The sequence below is a fragment of the Comamonas sp. GB3 AK4-5 genome (assembly GCF_041320665.1).
In the GTDB taxonomy this organism is placed as follows: Bacteria; Pseudomonadota; Gammaproteobacteria; order Burkholderiales; family Burkholderiaceae_C; genus Comamonas.
Map to the genome: position 1 here is coordinate 211,900 of NZ_CP166730.1, position 17,532 is coordinate 229,431.

The window sequence follows — 17,532 nt, forward strand, 5'->3', positions numbered from 1 at the left end:
GCCCCGCAGCGAGGCTGTCGTCCCCCTGCCCGCAGCGCGTAGCGATGCGAGAGCGGGGGGAAGGCGCAACGCGTCTCAGGGGGGTGTCTCACGCCAGTTCCGCAAACCCATGACTCAGCACCACCTTGTCCCGCTCCTGCACCTTGGCGCGCAGCTGGTAGTGGCTGGGGCTGCCGGGCACGCGCCAGATTTCGGTGACCAGGGTCTCACCCGGAAACACCGGTGAGGCAAAGCGAATGTCCAGCGCCCTGAAACCTGCGGCATCACCGCCCGCACACTGGCGCAGCAGGGCGCGGGCGACCAGGCCATAGCTGGCCAGGCCATGCAGAATGGGGCGCTCAAAGCCTGCAGCCTGGGCCACGGCCGGGTCGGCATGCAGGGGGTTGTAGTCACCGCTGAGGCGGTAGAGCAGGGCGGCCTCGGGGCGGGTGGTCTGGATGTCGGTGAAGTCCGGGGCGCGGTCTTCGGGTGTGGGCTGCAGCGCGGGCAACGGGGCATCGCTGGGCTGGCCGCTGCCTGCCTGTCCGGTTTGGCTGAAGCCGCCATCACCGCGCAGAAACGAGACCTGCTGCACGGTTGCCAGCAACTCGCCGGCAGCGGTTTCCAGGCGGCGCTCGGTCACCATGATGCAGCCCTTGCCTTCGCCCTTGTCTGTCAGATGGGTGACCTGGTTGTGGCCCACCACTTCCGCCGCCGGCGGCAGCGGCCGGTGCAGCCGCATGCGCTGCTCGCCATGCAGTACCTTGATCCAGTCAATGCCGGTATCGGGCTCGCGCGCCCAAAAGCCGGGGTAGCCCAGCACCACGGCCTGCGAAGGCAGGGTGCGCAGGCCCTGGCCATCCTTGCCCTCGTACACATAGGGCAGGGCGCTGTGGTCCAGCGGGTCATTGCCCAAGCCCAGGCTGAGCGCATACAACATGCTGTCGCGCGCGCTGTAGCGCTGGCGCACAGGCGCAAAGTGGCGCGCCTTGAGGTGGTGGTAGTCAATGGCCATGGAGAGGCTCCTCGGTGTGATTCGCTAGGGGGACAGTGCTTGTGATGTGGCGCATCCAACGAACGCCTTGCTGTGTGGGGCCCCCTCACCCCCACCCTCTCCCCCACGGGGGCGAGGGAGTAAAGCCAAGCCACGGCGCAGTGCCAAAAACTGGCGCAGCCCATGTCAGCAGACAGCGAGCAAGGGCCGCCCCGCAGCGAGGCTGTCGTCCCCCTCTGGGGGAAGGCGCGCAGCGCCTCAGGGGGAGTCGTCAGACTGGATCCCAGCTGAACACGTCGGCAGAGCGATCCATGGGCACAAACGAGGCCTTGAGCGCCGGCATGCCATGCTCGGCAATGAACTCGGGCGTCCAGCCTTCGCTGCGGTGTACCGAGCGCAGCGGGCGGGGTTGGCTCATCAGAAAGATCTCGTTGTTGCGCACGGCAAAGACCTGGGCGTTCACATCTTTGGCCTGGTCGGACAGCAGATAGACCGCCAGCGGCGCGATTTTGTTGGGCGTCATCTGCTGGATCTTGGCCACGCGCGCCTGCTGCTCGGGGGTGTCGGTGGGGATGGAGCCAATCATGCGGCTCCAGGCAAAGGGGGCGATGCAGTTGGAGCGCACATTGAACTTGGCCATGTCCAGCGCAATGGACTTGGACAGGGCGGTCAGGCCCAGCTTGGCGGCGCTGTAGTTAGCCTGGCCCAGATTGCCTATCAGGCCGGAGGTGGAGGTCATGTGCACCAGGGCGCCGCTTTCCTGCTCCTTGAAGTGGTTGGCGGCGGCGCGGCTCATGTAGTAGCTGCCGTAGAGGTGGACCTTGATGACGGCATCCCACTCGTCCAGGCTCATCTTGTGGAAGAAGCGGTCGCGCAGAATGCCGGCGTTGTTGACGATGCCGTCGATGCGGCCAAAGCTGTCCACGGCGCATTGCACGATGCGGCCGGCGCTGACCGCTTCCGACACGCTGTCGGTATTGGCCACGGCCTGGCCGCCAGCGGCCTTGATTTCGTCCACCACTTTCTGTGCCGGGCCGGCGTCCGTGCCTTCGCCTGTGGTGGAGGTGCCGATGTCGTTGACCACCACCTTGGCACCCGCTGCCGCCATGGCCAATGCGATGTCACGGCCTATGCCACCGCCGGCACCGGTCACTACGACGACCTTGTCTTGCATCATCTTCTGGGCCATGGTTTGTCGTCCTTTTCTGTGGTTGGGAGAGATGGAACGAGCATGCCGGCAAACCGGCGCAGGCGCCATTTGGCAATCCCAAGGGAGGACTTCGGCAATGTGAAACCAGCCCCTGAGACAGGCCCTTAGGCAGAGCCGAAGACACGCTTTCAAAAACGCAGCTTGCCTGCGGGCTGCGCTGCCGTAACCATGGCAGGCATGACAGAACCGCAACATGCAACCATCGATGCCGCCATGCAGGCGCATCTTCAGACTTGGCAGGGCAAGAGCGAGTCGCGCGTCGACCTGGTGGCTGCTGCGCCCGTGGCGGCCATGGCGGCCACGCTGGACTGTGATGACCCAGCGCCGGTGGCAGGCACGGCCTTGCCGCCGCTGTGGCACTGGATGTACTTTTTGCCCCACGCACGCCAAAGCGAAATCGGTCCCGATGGCCACCCGCTGCGGGGCGGTTTTCTGCCGCCCGTGCCGCTGCCGCGCCGCATGTGGGCCGGTGGCCGCCTGCGCTGGGAAGCGCGCAATGCGCTGGCTGTCGGGCAGGAGGTGGAGCGCGTCTCCACCATACAGTCCGTCAAGCACAAGGCCGGGCGTTCGGGCGAGCTGCTGTTTGTGCAGGTGGAGCACCGGTTCCGCAATGCCGGCGGCCTGGCGCTGACCGAAGAGCATGACATCGTCTACCGGCCGCTGGCCCAGCCTGGCGAAGCCGCACCCGCGCCGCAAACACCGCCGCTGGCCGGCCAGGCCGCATGGTCGCGCACCATCGTTCCCGATGATGTGCTGCTGTTCCGCTATTCGGCACTGACCTTCAACGGCCACCGCATCCACTATGACCGCCAGTACGTCACCCAGGTGGAGGGCTACCCCGGGCTGATCGTGCACGGTCCCTTGATTGCAACGCTGCTGGTCGATTTGCTGCGCCGCCACCTGCCGGACGCACAACTGCTCAGCTTCGATTTCCGGGCCGTGCGCCCCACGTTTGATTTGCATGCGTTCAGCGTGCATGGCAAGCCCTCGCAGGACGGAAAAACCGTGGAGCTCTGGGCCCAGGACCATGAAGGCTGGCTGACCATGCAAGCCACAGCCACGCTGGGCTGAGAAGGACTATCGAAACAAGAGCTGCTTGTGCATATGCAGCAAGCGCTAGAGGCCTGAAAGGCTTGAAACAGTTGGAATCGACAAGGCCATGATTGAAAAGACACTGAGCAACAACTACCCCGAAATCCGCGATGCCATCCGTGACCTGTGCCGTCAGTTTCCGGATGAGTATTTCCGCAAGGTGGACGAGGCGCGCGCCTACCCCGAAACCTTTGTGAATGCGCTGACCGAAGCCGGCTGGCTGGCGGCGCTGATTCCGCAGGAATACGGCGGCTCCGGCCTGGGCCTGACCGAGGCCTCGGTCATCATGGAAGAGATCAACCGCTGCGGCGGCAACTCCGGCGCCTGCCACGGCCAGATGTACAACATGGGCACGCTGCTGCGCCATGGCTCCAAGGCGCAAAAGGACAAATACCTGCCGAAGATTGCCAGCGGCGAATGGCGGCTGCAGTCCATGGGCGTGACCGAGCCCACCACCGGCACCGACACCACCAAGATCAAGACCAGTGCGGTGAAAAAGGGCGACCGCTACGTCATCAACGGCCAGAAGGTGTGGATCAGCCGCATACAGCACAGCGACTTCATGATTTTGCTGGCCCGCACCACGCCGTTGGCCGAGGTGACCAAGAAGAGCGAGGGCATGTCGATTTTCATGGTGGACCTGCGCGAGGCCGAGCAAAACGGCATGACGGTGCGGCCCATTCCCAATATGGTCAACCACGAGACCAATGAGCTGTTCTTCGAGAACCTGGAGATTCCGGCAGAGAACCTGATTGGCGAAGAGGGCAAGGGCTTCAAGTACATCCTTGATGGCCTGAATGCCGAGCGCACCTTGATTGCCGCCGAGTGCATAGGCGACGGCTACTGGTTCATGGACCGCGTCACCAAGTATGTGAAGGACCGCCAGGTGTTTGGTCGCCCCATTGGCCAGAACCAGGGCGTGCAGTTCCCCATCGCTGAGACCTTTATCGAACTGGAAGCCGCGAATCTGATGCGCTGGAAGGCCTGCGAGCTGTTCGACAAACATGAACAAATGGGTGCTCAGGCAAATATGGCCAAGTACCTGGCAGCCAAGGCCAGTTGGGAGGCAGCCAATGCCTGCCTGCAATTCCACGGCGGCTTTGGCTTTGCCTGCGAATACGACGTGGAGCGCAAATTCCGTGAGACGCGCCTGTACCAGGTGGCGCCGATCTCCACGAACTTGATCTTCTCTTATGTGGCCGAGCACCTCCTTGGTCTTCCACGTTCTTTCTGAGGGAGCTCTTATGGTTCGACCGCTTGATGGCATCACCGTGGTCTCGCTGGAACATGCGGTCGCCGCACCGTTTTGCACGCGCCAGCTGGCCGATCTGGGCGCGCGCGTGATCAAGGTGGAGCGGCCCGGAAGCGGCGACTTTGCGCGTGGTTATGACCAGCGCGTGAAGGGCCAGTCCTCGCACTTCACCTGGATCAACCGCAGCAAGCAAAGCCTGGCGCTGGATGTGAAGCAGCCCCAGGCCAAGGCGGCGGTGCTGGAGCTGTTGAAGACTGCCGATGTGCTGGTGCAAAACCTGGCGCCCGGCGCGGCGGCGCGCATGGGGCTGTCGTATGAGGCATTGAAGGCGCACAACCCCAGGCTCATCGTTTGCGACATCAGCGGCTATGGCAGCGATGGCCCGTACCGCGACAAAAAAGCCTATGACCTGCTGATCCAGAGCGAGGCGGGCTTTCTGTCCGTCACCGGCACGCCGGAGACGCCCAGCAAGTCCGGCATCTCGGTGGCCGATATTGCGGCAGGCATGTATGCCTACACCAACATCCTCTCGGCCCTGCTGCTGCGTGGCAGAACGGGCGAGGGCAGCCATATCGATGTCTCCATGCTCGAGGCCATGGGCGAATGGATGGGCTACCCGCTGTACTACGCCTACGACGGTGCCACGCCGCCGCCGCGCACCGGGGCCTCGCACGCCAGCATCTACCCCTATGGGCCGTTTACGGCCGGCGATGGCGGCACGGTGATGCTGGGCCTGCAAAACGAGCGCGAATGGAAGGTGTTTTGCGACCAGGTTCTGCTGCGCCCCGAGGTGGCCGTGGATGCGCGCTTTCACAGCAATGCCCAGCGCAATGCCAACCGTGCCGAGCTGCAAGAACTGATCTTGCAGGAGTTTGCCCCACTCAGCGCGGCCCAGGTGGTGCAGCGCCTGGACGCGGCCGGCATTGCCAACGCCCATGTCAACGATATGGCGGGGCTGTGGGCCCACCCGCAGCTGGCCGCACGCCAGCGCTGGCGCAGCGTGGCCACGCCCGTGGGCGAGGTGCCAGCCCTGCTGCCCCCGGGCGTGAACAGCGCCTTTGACTACCGCATGGACCCCATACCCGCCGTGGGCCAGCACAACGCCGCCATCCTGGCCGAGCTGGGCTGGAGCAGCGCGCAGATCGCGGCGCTGCAGCAGGCGCAAAGCGCCAAGGCCATGGATGTCTGAAACCCGAAAACAAGAGCAGTCCATGCAGATGCAGACTGCGTTGGAGACCGATATGAAGCAAGAAAGCCAGGTGGCGGTGCACCCGTTGGCAGCGTTTGCCGCCACGCTCGTTTGGAGCGATGTGCCCGTCGCCGTGCAGCGCAAGGCCGAAGATCTGTGGGTGGACTGGTTTGGCTCGGTGCTGGCCGGGCAAGGCGCCCGTCCGGTGCTGAGCCTGGCGCGTTTTGCGCTGTCGCAAGGGCCGGCGCAAGGCCCCAGCGAGGTCATAGGCCAAAGCGCCACCACCTCGCCCATGATGGCCGCCCTGGCCAATGCCGCCGCCTCGCATGTGGCCGAGCAGGACGATGTGCACAACGGCTCGGTGTTTCATCCCGCGGCCGTGGTGTTTCCGGCGGCCGTGGCTGTGGCGCAAAGCTTGGGTGCCAGCGGTGCACAGCTGATGGCGGCCTGCGTGGCTGGCTACGAGGTGGGCATACGCGTGGGTGAATTCCTGGGCCGCAGCCACTACAAAATCTTCCACACCACGGGCACGGCCGGCACCTTGGCCGCAGCCGCTGCCGTGGGCAATTTGCTGGGGCTGACGCCGGCGCAAATGCAGCACGCATTCGGCTCGGCCGGCACGCAGTCCGCAGGTCTGTGGGAGTTTTTGCGCACCGCTGCCGACAGCAAACAGCTGCACACGGCGCATGCGGCATCGGCGGGCTTGATGGCGGCCTATCTGGCACAGGATGGCTTCACCGGCGCGCAGGACATCTTCACCGGCCCGCAAGGCCTGGCCGCAGGCATGTCCAGTGACAGCAACCCCGCCAAGTTGACTGATGGTTTGGGCACGCGCTGGGCCACGGCCGAGACCAGCTTCAAATGGCATGCCTCCTGCCGCCACACCCATCCGGCGGCCGATGCCTTGCTGCAGGTCATGCAGCAGCATGGGGTGCAAATGGGCGATATCGCGCAGGTCATCTGCCATGTGCACCAGGGTGCCATCGATGTGCTGGGGCCTGTCACCTCGCCCACCACGGTGCACCAGAGCAAGTTCTCCATGGGCACGGTGCTGGCGCTGGCGGCGCGCTTTGGGCATGCGGGTTTGACCGAATTCGATACGCACTATCTGGCGGCTGACACTGTGGCAATGCGCGACAAGGTCAGCATGGTGCTGGACCCGGAAGTGGATGCCGCCTACCCGCAACGCTGGATTGGCAAGGTGACGGTGCAGACCACGGATGGACGCAGCCTGCACGGCAGGGTGGACGAGCCCAAGGGCGACCCGGGCAACACCTTGAGCCGCGAGGAAATCACCGCCAAGGCCTTGCGCCTGGCCGCCTATGGCAGTGCGCTGCCGGCCGAGCGGGTACAGCAGACGGTGCAGCAGCTGTGGCAAGTGGCCGCGTGGCCGCAGGTGGCCAGGTTGCTGGGCTGAGCACGTTCGGAGGGAGGTCAATCTCTGGCATGTCTGCGGCGGGGGCCGTGGACATGCTTTTCCCCGGGGACTGAGGCATCACAGAAATGCCGGCCCCATGACACCAGGAGACTTTGCATGACCCATTTATTCACTTCCCGACGCTGGACCCTCAAGGCCTGTGCGGCAGGCGCTGTGCTGGCGCTGGGTGCCGGCACGGCCATGGCCAACAGCTGGCCCGACAAACCCATCACCCTGGTCGTGCCCTACAGCGCCGGCGGCCCCACCGATGTGGTGGCCCGGCTGATTGCCGTGCCCATGAGCCAAAGCCTGGGGCAGAACGTGCTGGTGGAAAACACTGTGGGCGCGGGCGGCACCATTGCCCCCAACCGCGTGGCCAAGGCCAAGAACGACGGCTACACCATCCTGATCCACCACATGGGCATGGCCACGGCCCCGGCGCTGTACAAAAAACTGCCCTACAACCCGCTGACCGACTTTGAATACATAGGCCAGGTGCTGGATGTGCCCATGACGCTGTTGTCGCGCAAGGACTTCCCTGCCAACAACTTCAAGGAGCTGCAGGACTACGTCAAAAAGCACCAGGACTCGGTCTCGCTGGCCAATGCCGGCATTGGCGCGGTGTCGCAGCTGTGCGGCATGCTGTTCATGCACCAGCTGGGCGTGAAGCTGACCACCGTGCCCTACAAGGGCGCGGGCCCGGCCATGAACGACTTGATGGGCGGCCAGGTGGACTTGCTGTGCGACCAGACCACGCAGACCGTGCCGGTGATCCAGGATGGCAAACGCGTCAAGGTGTTTGGCGTGACCACGTCCGAACGGCTGAAGTCCCTGCCCGATATCCCCACGCTGAACGAGCAGGGGCTCAAGGGCTTTGACGTCAAGGTCTGGCATGGCATGTACGCCCCCAAGGGCACGCCCAAGGAGGCGCTGGACAAGCTCAACAAGGCCTTGAACGTGGCGCTGAAGGACGAGAACGTGAAAAAGCGCATTGCCGACCTCAGCTCCGATCTGGTCTCGCCCGAAAAGGCCACGCCCGACGGTCTGCGCAAGCATCTGGAGACCGAGGTCGCACGCTGGGACAAGGTGATCAAGGCCGCAGGCGTGTCGGCAGAGTAAGCGCCTCTGCGCAAGCACCGGCAAGGCTGCTCTTCGCATGGCCTTGCCGGCTTCCCCTGCCCTGCTGTATGACTGGATTGATAGCCTGCCCAGGACCACCTGGTCCTGACCACTGCCCGTGAAGCCGAATGCGTGCATTTTTTTGCCGCGCACCGGCGCGAGCGGCCCCATACGCTCGGTCTACGCGCGTGACCCCGATCTGAACCTGATCGAAATTTTCGAATACCTCTGACCGTTTTCGGTCTGTCTTGAGAGACCTTCCATGTCCGCGTTGGCACAACACGCCTGCTCTTTTCTGTTTGTTCCGGCCAACCGTCCCGAACGCATTCCCAAGGCCTTGGCCAGCGGCGCCGATATGGTGATTGCCGACTGGGAAGACGCCGTCGCCCCTGTCGACAAGGGCGCTGCCCGTGCGGCATTGCTGGCGGCCTGCCAAGCATTGGAGCCTGCCCAGCGTGCGCGTCTGCTGGTGCGCATCAATGCCGAAGGCACGGCCTGGCATGCCGAGGATGTGCGTGCCCTGGCGCAGCTGGTGGGCCAGGGCGTGGCCGGTGCGGTGGTGGCCAAGGCCGAGTCACCGGGCACGCTGGCCGGCGTGGCTGCCGTGGCAGGGGCAGGTTGTGCGCTGCTGCCGCTGGTGGAATCGGTGGCCGGTCTGGATGAAGCCCATGCCTTGGCACGGGCCCCCCAGGTGGTGCGCCTGGCCTTTGGCCATCTGGACTTTCAAGTGGACGCCGGCATGCAATGCGGCCCGGATGAGGCCGAACTGCTGCCCGTGCGCATGGCCCTGGTCTTTGCCTCGCGCCGGGCGGGGCTGGCCCAGCCCGTTGACGGCGTCACGGTGGACACGCGCGATGCGGCCCTGACCACGGCTGACACCCAGCGTGCGCAGCGCATGGGCTTTGGTGCCAAGCTGTGCATACACCCGGCCCAGGTGGCGGCCGTGCATACGGTGTTCGATCCGGATGAGGCCGCCGTGGCTCAGGCCAACCGTGTGCAGCAGGCTTTAAGAGAGGCTGGCGGCGGTGTGTGTGTGTTGGATGGCCGCATGGTGGATGCGCCCGTGCTCAAACACGCCGAGCAGGTGCTGCAGCGCCATGCCTGGGCGTTGCAGCGGACCGCCATGCGGTGACGGGGAAGGCGGCGCGGACTTGATGGAGCCAGGCCTGATGCCAGGCGTGGGTGCAAGGTCGTGATGTAATCGCGGCACTTCGGACAGCGCTCGCGGCGAGTCTCGCCTCACGACAGGCTGCCGACGGTTTCCAACTTCCCATAGAGAGATCACCATGAGCGCATTGGTCATAAAGGCCTGGAAGGCCAGCGAACAACCCATTGACGAGAGGGGCAACCACATCGCAATCACCGGGCGCGAAGGCGGCCTGGTGGCCTGGATTCTGTCTAAGGTGAACATCGACCCCACCACCACCATCTTGGTGGGCAGCGAACGTCTGGAATTCAGCAGCGCCTCGCTGTCTGGCACACAGTCGCGTTTGATTCCGCTGCAAGGCGTGTGCTCTACGTATTACGGCTACCACAAGCCCTGGAAAACCGCCGCTGCCATCAGCCTGGCCGCTTTTTTCATGGGTGCGTCCATGCTGAACCAGAGCGTGATTGCAGGCCTGCTGACGATGCTGGTCGGCTTTGGCGTGGCCGCGCTCATTTATTTCCTGAACCGCACATTGACTTTGGGCTTTGTGGAAAACAGCGGCGCTGTCAACGGCATTCAGTTCAAGCGCTCGGTGATCGAAAACATCGACATCAGCGAAGAGCAGGCCCGAGAGGTCTGCCAGCTGATGCAAAAGCTGATTGAAGCCAAAGAGAAGCGTCTCTGAGGTCTGCCTGCGGCATCCGTGTGATGCCCCGGGCCTGCTTTTTACACTGCAATTTCTTGCAGGATGGAGCGCCATAAAAAAAGCCAGCCAGGGTCGCCCCGGCTGGCTTTTTTGCATGTGCCGGATGGCGGCTTATGGGTACAGACCACGCATTTCGCGGGCATGCAAAATGCGCTTGCAGGCCACGATGAAGGTGGCGGTGCGCAGCGAAACCTTGTTCTCCTGCGCCACCTGCCAGACGCCGGCAAAGGCTTCTTGCATGATGCGCACCAGGCGGGCGTTGATTTCGTCCTCGGTCCAGAAGAAGCTGGAGAAGTCCTGCACCCACTCGAAGTAGGACACGGTTACGCCGCCGGCATTGGCGATCACGTCGGGCAGCACCAGCACGCCCTTGTCGTTCAGGATGTCGTCGGCCTCGGGGGTGGTGGGGCCATTGGCACCCTCGATCACCATCTTGGCCTTGATCTTGCCGGCGTTGTCCTTGGTGATCTGGCCTTCCAGTGCGGCGGGGATCAGGATGTCGCAGTCCACGGCCCAGAAATCGTCGTTTTGGATGGCATCGGCGCCGGCAAAGCCACCCACGCCACCGGTGTTGCCCACATGGTCCAGCAGGGCCTGTACGTCCAGGCCGCCAGCGTTGTAGATGGAACCGGTGTGGTCTTGCACGGCCACGATCTTGGCGCCGGCTTCGGCAAACAGTTTGCCGGCGGTGCCGCCCACATTGCCGAAACCTTGCACGGCCACGCGGGCACCTTGCACAGGCAGACCGGTCAGACGGGTTGCCTCCATGCCCACGGTGAAGACACCGCGGCCCGTGGCTTCCACGCGGCCCAGCGAGCCACCCAGGTCAACCGGCTTGCCGGTGACCACGCCGGTGGCCGTGGCCCCGGTGTTCATGGAGTAGGTGTCCATCATCCAGGCCATGATCTGGCCATTGGTGTTCACATCGGGTGCGGGGATGTCCTTGGAGGGGCCGATCAGCAGGCCGATCTCGCTGGTGTAGCGGCGCGTCAGGCGCTCCAGCTCACCACGGCTCAGCTTCTTGGGGTCCACGCGGATACCGCCCTTGGCGCCGCCGTAGGGCACGTTCACGGCCGCGTTCTTCACCGACATCCAGGCCGACAGCGCCATCACTTCGGACAGTGTCACATCCTGGTGAAAGCGCACGCCGCCCTTGCCGGGGCCGCGGCTGAGGTTGTGCTGCACGCGGTAGCCCTCGAAGTGGGCAATGCGGCCGTCATCCATTTCAATGGGCACGTCCACTATCAGAATGCGCTTGGGGCGCTTGAGCGTTTCCACCCAACGCGCCAGCGAACCCAGGTAGGGGGTGACGCGGTCCACCTGCTGCAGGTAGTTGCCCCAGGGGCCGAGGTCGTGCGGATTGAGGTAGGAGGGCAGGGGGTGCGCCGCCGAGGGCGCTGAAGTGGCAGGGGTGTGCATGGTGAAACCCGGAGGAATATGAAATAGAGGTGCGCTGTAGTGCGTACTTCCACCTGTTTTTGCAGCGTAGGCACTGCGCCTCGGTCTGTCCAAGGCCTGTTGTGGGTCGCATTATGCGTTTTGTGCATAATCGATAAATGTCATGCTTTTTTCGATAATTTACGCCCTTTTGCAGCTTTCGTGCGTGGTGCGTCCTGGGCGTAGATGGCCACGCGACGGCGCAGCGGCGATGGCTGGACCCCAATGACCCCTGCGAACGCTGGGAAAAAACGGAATGCGCAAGGTCCCCGAGCTGCTGATGGGGAGCGGAATAGGCCATCATTGCGCCTATGTCGGAAACCTCTGAATGCCGCAGCGGCAGCTGTGGCCCCGCCCCTTTTGCCAACACCCCGCCCATAGGCCTGGCCCCGGACCTGCAGACCCAGCATGAGCTGCTGCCGGACTGGAAGCAGATCGCGCCGGAGCTGCACGAAGATGCCTATGCCATGGCCGATGCGCTGTGGTGGGCACGCAAGCTGGGCAGCTCCCAGGCCCTGGGTGCAGACGTGGCGCCGCTGCTGCGCGGCCCCGAAGATGCCCGGGCCGTGCAGCAGGCACTGGCCCAGGTCTATGGCTGGTGGCCCGCCAACCGTGCCCCGCGCTATTGGAAAAGCGGTGGCCCCAGCCGCAGCCAGCCTCTGGTGCATGCCCCCTTGCCCGAGCCCGGCGTGCTGACCGGGCTGGCGCTGGCGCCTGCGCCCAGCACCGTTTTTCAATTGCGCGGTGTGGAGGCGGAAATCGCCTTGCGCATAGGCCAGGACGTGACGGCCGAACAGGCCGCCGCATTGGACCATGCTGGCGCGCTGGCCCTGGCCGATGCCTGGTGCCTGGCCCTGGAATGGGTGGATGTGCGCTGGCGCGATGGCCTGCAGGCCCCGGCCCTGGCCCATTTGGCCGACGGCCAATGCCATGGCGGCCTGCTGCTGGGTGCCTGGCAATCCATGCAAGCCTTGCAGGGCAAGGACTGGAGCGCCCAGACCTGCACGACCACGCGGGATGGTGCTGCGGCACAGTGCTTTACCGGCACCCACAGCCTGGGCGATCCAGCCTGGCTGTTGGTGGACTGGCTGCAGCATGTGGCGCGTGAGTACGGCAGCGTGCCCGCCGGCACGGTGGTGACTACGGGCTCCTGGAGCGGCTGCCAGCAGTTGCAGGCCGGCCAGCGCTTTCAGGCCGAATTTGCCGGCCTGGGCGCGTTGGGGTGGCAGTTCTGAGCGCCCTGCACACGTTCGACACTAGAGCGTGATCTGCGCCTTGCGGATGATGTCCGCATTGTTGGCGCTTTCCAGCTGGAGCAGCGCGGTGAACTCCAGCGGTGTGAGCTGCAGGCCCACGTTGTCGGTGCTGCGCAAGGCCTCTTGAATGCTGGCGGTGGCCAGCTGCTCCAGCACCACGGCGTTGAGCCGGTTGACGATGTCGGCAGGCGTGCGTGCCGGCGCCATAAAGCCGAACAGCGAGGTGATGTTGGCCTCGGCCACGCCTTTTTCGGCCAGCGTGGCGATCTGGGGTTGGTTGGGTGCACGCTGCGGCCCGGTGGTGGCCAGCACGCGCAGCTTGCCCTGCGCAATGAGGCCGTTGATAGTGCCAAAGGGGTTGGCGGTCATGATCTCGAAATGCCCGCCCACGGCGTCGTTCACGGTCTGGCCCACGCCCTTGTAGGGGACATGGATGAACTGCGCCCCCGTCTTGTGCTGGATCTGCTCCAGCATGATGTGGCCTACCGAGCCCACGCCCGAGGTGGCAAAACGGATGGTGCCGGGCTTGGCCTTGGCGTCGGCAATCAGCGCCTCCCAGCTCTTGCCGGCATAGGCCGAGGTGGCCAGCACATACACCGGGGAATACATCATCGGCGCCACCGCCACCAGGTCTTTGGCGGGGGTGTAGCTCAGCTTCATCAGATGGGGTGACAGCGTCAGCGGGCTGATAGCGGAGAGGGCCAGGGTATAGCCATCGGGCGTGGCCTTGGCCACTTCGGCCATGCCTACGGTGCCACCGGCCCCGCCCTTGTTTTCCACCACCATGGCCTGGCCCAGGGCTCGGGCCATTTGCTCGATCAGCTTGCGGCCCACGTTGTCGGTCACGCCGCCCGCGGCATAGGGAATCACCACGCGTATGGGCTTGCTGGGCCAGGTCTGGCTGCGGGCCAGCAAAGGCAGGGAAGTGGCAGCAGCCAGTGCGCTGCTATGGGCCAGAAAACGGCGGCGATGGAGCATGGGAAGCAATCCTTGAGACAGAGGGGAGAGGGTCCCGATGCTCCGCGCGGGTGCAGGCGGCGTCCATTGACGATGTCCCTAGGACGGACTGCGCTCCGCGCTGCTGAAAGCGTGTTAACGCTGCTGCGTGGACGCTGCGAATTCCAGCATGGTGCCCAGCAGTTTTTGCAGATGCGGCTGCACCTTGTCTGCGCGCTCGGGCAGATAGTCAAAAGGCAGGGCCTCTTGCATATAGCTGCTTTGCGTCATCTCCAGCTGCACCGCATGCACCTGGCTGGCGGGCTGGCCGTAATGCCGGGTGATGTAGCCGCCGGTGAAGCGGCCATTGAGCACGCTGGTGTAGCCATCCTCGGCGGCTTGCTGTGCGGTTTGCAGCAGCCGCTCGCCCAGGCCCGGTGCGCAGCTGGCGCCCAGGTTGGTGCCCAGGTTCAGATCGGGCAGCGTGCCCTCAAAAAAGCGTGGCAGCACGGAACGTATGGAGTGGGCATCCCACAGCAGGGCCACGCCGTGCTGCGCCTTGATGCGGTCCAGCTCGGCGCGCAGCTGGTCGTGGTAGGGCTGCCAGATGGCGGCGCGGCGCTGGTCGATTTCGGCCGCACCGGGCTCCAGCTCCGGGCTGCGGTACAGCGGTGTATCGCCAAAGCTGTCGACGGGGCACAGACCGGTCACGTTCTGGCCGGGGTAGAGACTGGCGCCATCGGGAGGGCGGTTCAGGTCCACCACATAGCGCGAGTGCGTGGCCACCAAGGTGGAGGCCCCCATGGCCTTGGCAAAGGCGTACAGGCGCGGCAGATGCCAGTCGGTGTCGGGCACCTGGCGGGCCTCATCGCTCAGTCGCTCGGCTACGCAGGCCGGCACATAGGTGCCCACATGGGGAAAGGACAGCAGCAGCGGCGCTGTGCCCTGGTGGAACTCGAAGGCCACGCGGTCGGTGGTGAATGGCATGCTGATTGACTCCTGGATCAAGGCGCTGCGCGCCTGCACGAATGCGGCTCTTTGCAGAGGGGAAAGGGTGAAAATTTATTCGGTGAGTGCATGTGAAATCCGGGCCGCAGCGGTCAGCGTCTGCTGCAGCCATTGCGCCTCCTGCTCTTGCACACGTTGTTGGGGGGCCATCAGCGTGAGTGCGGCGATGGCGCGGCGCCCGGCGCCAAACAGCGGCACGCTGCAGCCCCAGACGCCGGCATCCACCTCGCCCACGGTGATCACATAGCCGGCGTCGCGAATGGCTTGCAGCCGGGCCTGGGCCTGGGTGCGGGCTTCCAGATCGTGGGCGTAATGCTGGTGCAGCACGGCCTCGCGTTGCGCCGTGGGAAGATGGGCCAGCAGGCACAGGGCCGAGGCACCGCGCTGCAGCGGCACGCTGCGGCCTTCGGCAAAAGAGCAGCGCAGCGACTGCGGACTTTCTGCCATGGCCAGGCATATGGCCTGGCCGCCGCTGGCCACGATGAGGCCGGCGCTTTCCTGGGTCAGTTGCGACAGCTGCGCCAGAAAAGGGCGGGCGGTGTGCACCAGGCTGGAGCTGCGCTCAAACCCATTGGCCAGCTGCAGACACAGCGGGCCGGGGGCGTACAGGCCCGCCTGCTCCTGCACCAGATCAAAGCGTTTGAGGCGGGCGAGCTGGCGGTACAGCGCACTGCGCGGCAGGCCGCTGGCCAGCACCAGCTCGGCGGCGGACAGGGCCCGGGGGGCACGCGCCAGCACCGTCAGCAGATGCAGCACGCGGTCTGCGGCGGGGATAGCGGTGTCCGGGCTGTGGGTGGCTGGCATGGTGCTGGATGGTAGGAAATTTGGTTCCCAATTCATGGGACATCTATTTCGGCAGTTTTTATAAACTCAATGCCTGGGATTGTCTGTAGATGCAGGAAATATACGCATGTATTGGCCTAGGTGCATTCCCTAGGCGTGATCGGTAAAAAAGTATCAGTCCCATAAATTGGGACTTTATGCTGGGCGGGAAAAGCCCCCGACAGGCCATGGTCGCTGTCGCAGTGTCTGGGGCGGGTTGATGTTCCCGGAGCTGGTTGACGCCCGTCAGGTTCGGGGGCGTTCGCGCAGCATCTGTACAAAGCGCTGGCCGGCCAGGCCCAGCGGGCGGGCCTTGGACCAGACCCAATCCACAAATAGCGTGCTGCCGTTGCTGATGCTTTGCATGGGCACTTCCATCAAGGTGCCTGCGGCGATATGGGGCTCCACCATGCCCCTGGGCAACCAGCCCCAGGCCAGCCCGGTATGGATGAGGGACAGGGCGGCCTGGTAGCTGTCGCAGCGCCACAGCTGGTGGGCAAACACAAAGCGCGGGTGGGTCTGCAGCGGGTCACGGCTGGTGACCAGTACCTGGCGGCTGGCGGCGAGCTGGTCCGTGCTCAAGCGCACGTCGGGGCCATGGGCTGTTTGTGCGGCGCGCCAGGGGGCGAACTGCGGGGCCATGACGGCCACCAGGGTTTCATGGCCCATGCCTTGAAATTCCTCGCGCCCATCCATGGCCGGGCGCTCGAACATCAGGGCCAGCTGGGCCCGGCCGGCGTGCAGCAGCTCCAGTGCGTCGGCCTGGGGCGCGGCCAGCACTTCCACCGTCAGCCCGGGAAACTCCTGTGCCAGGGGCACCAGGCCATCGGCCCAGGCGGTGGAGAGCAGCTCGGGCGCAATGGCAAAGGTCAGCCGCTCCTCCAGCCCCTGGTGCAAGGCCTTGGCCTGCTGGTTGAGCTGCTGCAACTGGGCCGCCAGCAGGCGGGCCTGGGGCTCCAGCGCACGGGCGGCGGCGGTGGGGCGGGGCTCGCGCCCGCTGCGGTCAAAAAGCGGGAGGTCCAGCTCGGCTTCCAGCTGGGCGATGGCCATGCTGACGGCTGAGGGCACGCGCCCCAGCTGGCGTGCAGCGGCGGAAAACGATCCATGGTCCAGCACGGAGAGAAACAAAAGAACTTGCTCAGGGGGAAAAGCCATGGCGGCCAATCTATCAAGAAAACTGAAAGAATCTGACTTTTGTGCTCAATTTACGGCACATATACTGCCGGCCATGTCGAAACCTGTCAGTGCGATGGCACCCGCAACCTCTCTCTCTGCCGCTTCTTCTCCTGTCTCCACCGCCCCCTCCGCATCCCCCAAAAAACCTACCGGCCTGCAAGGGCCCTGGCGCCGCGTGGTGTTTGTCGGTCTGTACGAGCTGATCGCCATCATTGTTTCCAGCCTGTTGTTCATGGCCACGGGCCAGAACTCGGGCGACTCCGGTGTGATGGCCGTGGCGGCCTCCACCATTGCCATTGCATGGAACCTCACTTTCAACTGGCTGTTCGAGCAATGGGAGCTGCGCCAAACCCAAAAAGGCCGTTCCCTGCTGCGCCGCATTGCACACGCCATCGGCTTTGAAGGCGGTATTGCCGCCATGCTGATCCCGCTGATGGCCTGGTGGTTCGATATTTCGCTGTGGGAAGCCACGGTGCTGGAAGCCGGCCTGCTGGTGTTCTTCATGCTCTACACCTTTGTCTTCAACTGGGCGTTTGACCGCATCTTTGGCCTGCCGGCGTCGGCCCAGAACCTGCAGCCCTGATGCGCAGGCCGACCGCCGGGCATCTGCACGCATTCCCCGCGCCGGCACATTCCGGCGGCACGCCGTAAAATTGCCGGCTTCGCCCCGAGGAGCGCTGCAGCGGGCCGGTGTGTACCTGCAGGTACACGATCGGCCGGTCAGGCTCGGGGTCCGCAGATGCCTGGCCCCGCCCGCCTCTGCCCGCTCTTGCAACGGCGCTCACCTGTCTT

The 17,532-nt window shown here is 64.7% G+C and carries 16 protein-coding genes, 1 pseudogene and 1 riboswitch; of the genes and pseudogenes, 10 read left to right on the plus strand and 7 right to left on the minus strand.

Annotated elements, in window-relative coordinates; genetic code table 11:
* Positions 1-88: 88 nt before the first annotated feature.
* Both ACA027_RS00865 and ACA027_RS00870 read right to left on the minus strand, forming a co-directional pair.
* A complete protein-coding gene (locus tag ACA027_RS00865) occupies positions 89-994 on the minus strand; it encodes a MaoC/PaaZ C-terminal domain-containing protein (protein ID WP_370680531.1) in 906 nt (301 codons plus the stop codon).
* 250 nt (positions 995-1,244) lie between these two features.
* Positions 1,245-2,162: an SDR family NAD(P)-dependent oxidoreductase gene (locus tag ACA027_RS00870; RefSeq protein ID WP_370680532.1), complete on the minus strand. Its 918-nt coding sequence runs from the start codon at positions 2,160-2,162 to the stop codon at positions 1,245-1,247.
* A 189-nt stretch (positions 2,163-2,351) separates the two neighbouring features.
* Between ACA027_RS00870 and ACA027_RS00875 the strand changes: the two genes are divergently transcribed.
* From ACA027_RS00875 to ACA027_RS00910, 8 genes and pseudogenes are all read left to right on the plus strand, one after another.
* The gene (locus ACA027_RS00875) at positions 2,352-3,254 is read left to right on the plus strand and encodes a MaoC family dehydratase N-terminal domain-containing protein (protein ID WP_370680533.1); all 903 of its coding nucleotides are present in this window, start codon (positions 2,352-2,354) and stop codon (positions 3,252-3,254) included.
* A gap of 88 nt (positions 3,255-3,342) precedes the next feature.
* Positions 3,343-4,509: an acyl-CoA dehydrogenase family protein gene (locus ACA027_RS00880; RefSeq protein ID WP_370680534.1), complete on the plus strand. Its 1,167-nt coding sequence runs from the start codon at positions 3,343-3,345 to the stop codon at positions 4,507-4,509.
* 10 nt (positions 4,510-4,519) lie between these two features.
* On the plus strand, positions 4,520-5,716 hold the full coding sequence (locus tag ACA027_RS00885; protein WP_370680535.1) for a CaiB/BaiF CoA transferase family protein: 1,197 nt from the start codon (positions 4,520-4,522) through the stop codon (positions 5,714-5,716).
* Positions 5,717-5,768: 52 nt separating this feature from the next.
* Complete coding sequence (locus tag ACA027_RS00890; protein ID WP_370680536.1) at positions 5,769-7,133, plus strand: MmgE/PrpD family protein; 1,365 nt, start codon at positions 5,769-5,771, stop codon at positions 7,131-7,133.
* A gap of 117 nt (positions 7,134-7,250) precedes the next feature.
* Positions 7,251-8,252 (plus strand): tripartite tricarboxylate transporter substrate binding protein BugD, encoded by a 1,002-nt coding sequence (locus tag ACA027_RS00895; RefSeq protein WP_370680537.1) that lies wholly within the window; start codon positions 7,251-7,253, stop codon positions 8,250-8,252.
* Positions 8,253-8,394: 142 nt separating this feature from the next.
* A pseudogene (locus tag ACA027_RS00900) lies at positions 8,395-8,484 on the plus strand (VOC family protein); the annotation flags it as partial.
* Positions 8,485-8,514: 30 nt separating this feature from the next.
* Complete coding sequence (locus ACA027_RS00905) at positions 8,515-9,384, plus strand: CoA ester lyase (RefSeq protein ID WP_370680538.1); 870 nt, start codon at positions 8,515-8,517, stop codon at positions 9,382-9,384.
* A gap of 154 nt (positions 9,385-9,538) precedes the next feature.
* Entirely contained in the window at positions 9,539-10,084 is a 546-nt protein-coding gene (locus ACA027_RS00910; RefSeq protein WP_370680540.1) for a hypothetical protein, read from the plus strand.
* 132 nt (positions 10,085-10,216) lie between these two features.
* Here the strand turns inward: ACA027_RS00910 and ACA027_RS00915 are convergent, their stop codons facing one another.
* Positions 10,217-11,524: a Glu/Leu/Phe/Val dehydrogenase gene (locus ACA027_RS00915; RefSeq protein ID WP_370680541.1), complete on the minus strand. Its 1,308-nt coding sequence runs from the start codon at positions 11,522-11,524 to the stop codon at positions 10,217-10,219.
* Positions 11,525-11,853: 329 nt separating this feature from the next.
* On the opposite strand from ACA027_RS00915, the gene ACA027_RS00920 reads away from it, so the two are divergent.
* On the plus strand, positions 11,854-12,777 hold the full coding sequence (locus ACA027_RS00920; protein ID WP_370680542.1) for a fumarylacetoacetate hydrolase family protein: 924 nt from the start codon (positions 11,854-11,856) through the stop codon (positions 12,775-12,777).
* A 21-nt stretch (positions 12,778-12,798) separates the two neighbouring features.
* Here the strand turns inward: ACA027_RS00920 and ACA027_RS00925 are convergent, their stop codons facing one another.
* The 4 genes from ACA027_RS00925 to ACA027_RS00940 all read right to left on the minus strand — a co-directional run bounded on the left by ACA027_RS00925 (position 12,799) and on the right by ACA027_RS00940 (position 16,719).
* Positions 12,799-13,776 carry a Bug family tripartite tricarboxylate transporter substrate binding protein gene (locus ACA027_RS00925; protein WP_370680543.1) on the minus strand — a complete coding sequence of 326 codons (978 nt, stop codon included), beginning with the start codon at positions 13,774-13,776 and terminating at the stop codon, positions 12,799-12,801.
* 114 nt (positions 13,777-13,890) lie between these two features.
* Positions 13,891-14,721, minus strand: a complete 831-nt coding sequence (gene hutG, locus ACA027_RS00930) for an N-formylglutamate deformylase (protein WP_370680544.1) — start codon at positions 14,719-14,721, stop codon at positions 13,891-13,893.
* A 75-nt stretch (positions 14,722-14,796) separates the two neighbouring features.
* Positions 14,797-15,546, minus strand: coding sequence for an IclR family transcriptional regulator (locus ACA027_RS00935; protein ID WP_370680545.1), 750 nt, complete (start codon positions 15,544-15,546; stop codon positions 14,797-14,799).
* A 264-nt stretch (positions 15,547-15,810) separates the two neighbouring features.
* The gene (locus ACA027_RS00940) at positions 15,811-16,719 is read right to left on the minus strand and encodes a LysR family transcriptional regulator (RefSeq protein WP_370680546.1); all 909 of its coding nucleotides are present in this window, start codon (positions 16,717-16,719) and stop codon (positions 15,811-15,813) included.
* Positions 16,720-16,792: 73 nt separating this feature from the next.
* Between ACA027_RS00940 and ACA027_RS00945 the strand changes: the two genes are divergently transcribed.
* Entirely contained in the window at positions 16,793-17,323 is a 531-nt protein-coding gene (locus ACA027_RS00945; RefSeq protein WP_370680547.1) for a PACE efflux transporter, read from the plus strand.
* Between the two features lie 80 nt (positions 17,324-17,403).
* Positions 17,404-17,530: riboswitch (S-adenosyl-L-homocysteine riboswitch) on the plus strand.
* Positions 17,531-17,532 lie beyond the last annotated feature (2 nt).

Excerpts from the sequence above, each read along its gene's own strand:
- ACA027_RS00925 (WP_370680543.1), bottom strand. The coding sequence starts at position 13,776 with ATGCTCCATCGCCGCCGTTTTCTGGCCCATAGCAGCGCACTGGCTGCT.
- ACA027_RS00885 (WP_370680535.1), top strand. The coding sequence starts at position 4,520 with ATGGTTCGACCGCTTGATGGCATCACCGTGGTCTCGCTGGAACATGCG.
- ACA027_RS00890 (WP_370680536.1), top strand. The coding sequence starts at position 5,769 with ATGAAGCAAGAAAGCCAGGTGGCGGTGCACCCGTTGGCAGCGTTTGCC.
- ACA027_RS00945 (WP_370680547.1), top strand. The coding sequence starts at position 16,793 with ATGTCGAAACCTGTCAGTGCGATGGCACCCGCAACCTCTCTCTCTGCC.
- ACA027_RS00920 (WP_370680542.1), top strand. The coding sequence starts at position 11,854 with ATGTCGGAAACCTCTGAATGCCGCAGCGGCAGCTGTGGCCCCGCCCCT.
- ACA027_RS00895 (WP_370680537.1), top strand. The coding sequence starts at position 7,251 with ATGACCCATTTATTCACTTCCCGACGCTGGACCCTCAAGGCCTGTGCG.
- hutG (WP_370680544.1), bottom strand. The coding sequence starts at position 14,721 with ATGCCATTCACCACCGACCGCGTGGCCTTCGAGTTCCACCAGGGCACA.
- ACA027_RS00880 (WP_370680534.1), top strand. The coding sequence starts at position 3,343 with ATGATTGAAAAGACACTGAGCAACAACTACCCCGAAATCCGCGATGCC.
- ACA027_RS00940 (WP_370680546.1), bottom strand. The coding sequence starts at position 16,719 with ATGGCTTTTCCCCCTGAGCAAGTTCTTTTGTTTCTCTCCGTGCTGGAC.
- ACA027_RS00910 (WP_370680540.1), top strand. The coding sequence starts at position 9,539 with ATGAGCGCATTGGTCATAAAGGCCTGGAAGGCCAGCGAACAACCCATT.
- ACA027_RS00935 (WP_370680545.1), bottom strand. The coding sequence starts at position 15,546 with ATGCCAGCCACCCACAGCCCGGACACCGCTATCCCCGCCGCAGACCGC.
- ACA027_RS00870 (WP_370680532.1), bottom strand. The coding sequence starts at position 2,162 with ATGGCCCAGAAGATGATGCAAGACAAGGTCGTCGTAGTGACCGGTGCC.
- ACA027_RS00875 (WP_370680533.1), top strand. The coding sequence starts at position 2,352 with ATGGCAGGCATGACAGAACCGCAACATGCAACCATCGATGCCGCCATG.
- ACA027_RS00915 (WP_370680541.1), bottom strand. The coding sequence starts at position 11,524 with ATGCACACCCCTGCCACTTCAGCGCCCTCGGCGGCGCACCCCCTGCCC.
- ACA027_RS00905 (WP_370680538.1), top strand. The coding sequence starts at position 8,515 with ATGTCCGCGTTGGCACAACACGCCTGCTCTTTTCTGTTTGTTCCGGCC.
- ACA027_RS00865 (WP_370680531.1), bottom strand. The coding sequence starts at position 994 with ATGGCCATTGACTACCACCACCTCAAGGCGCGCCACTTTGCGCCTGTG.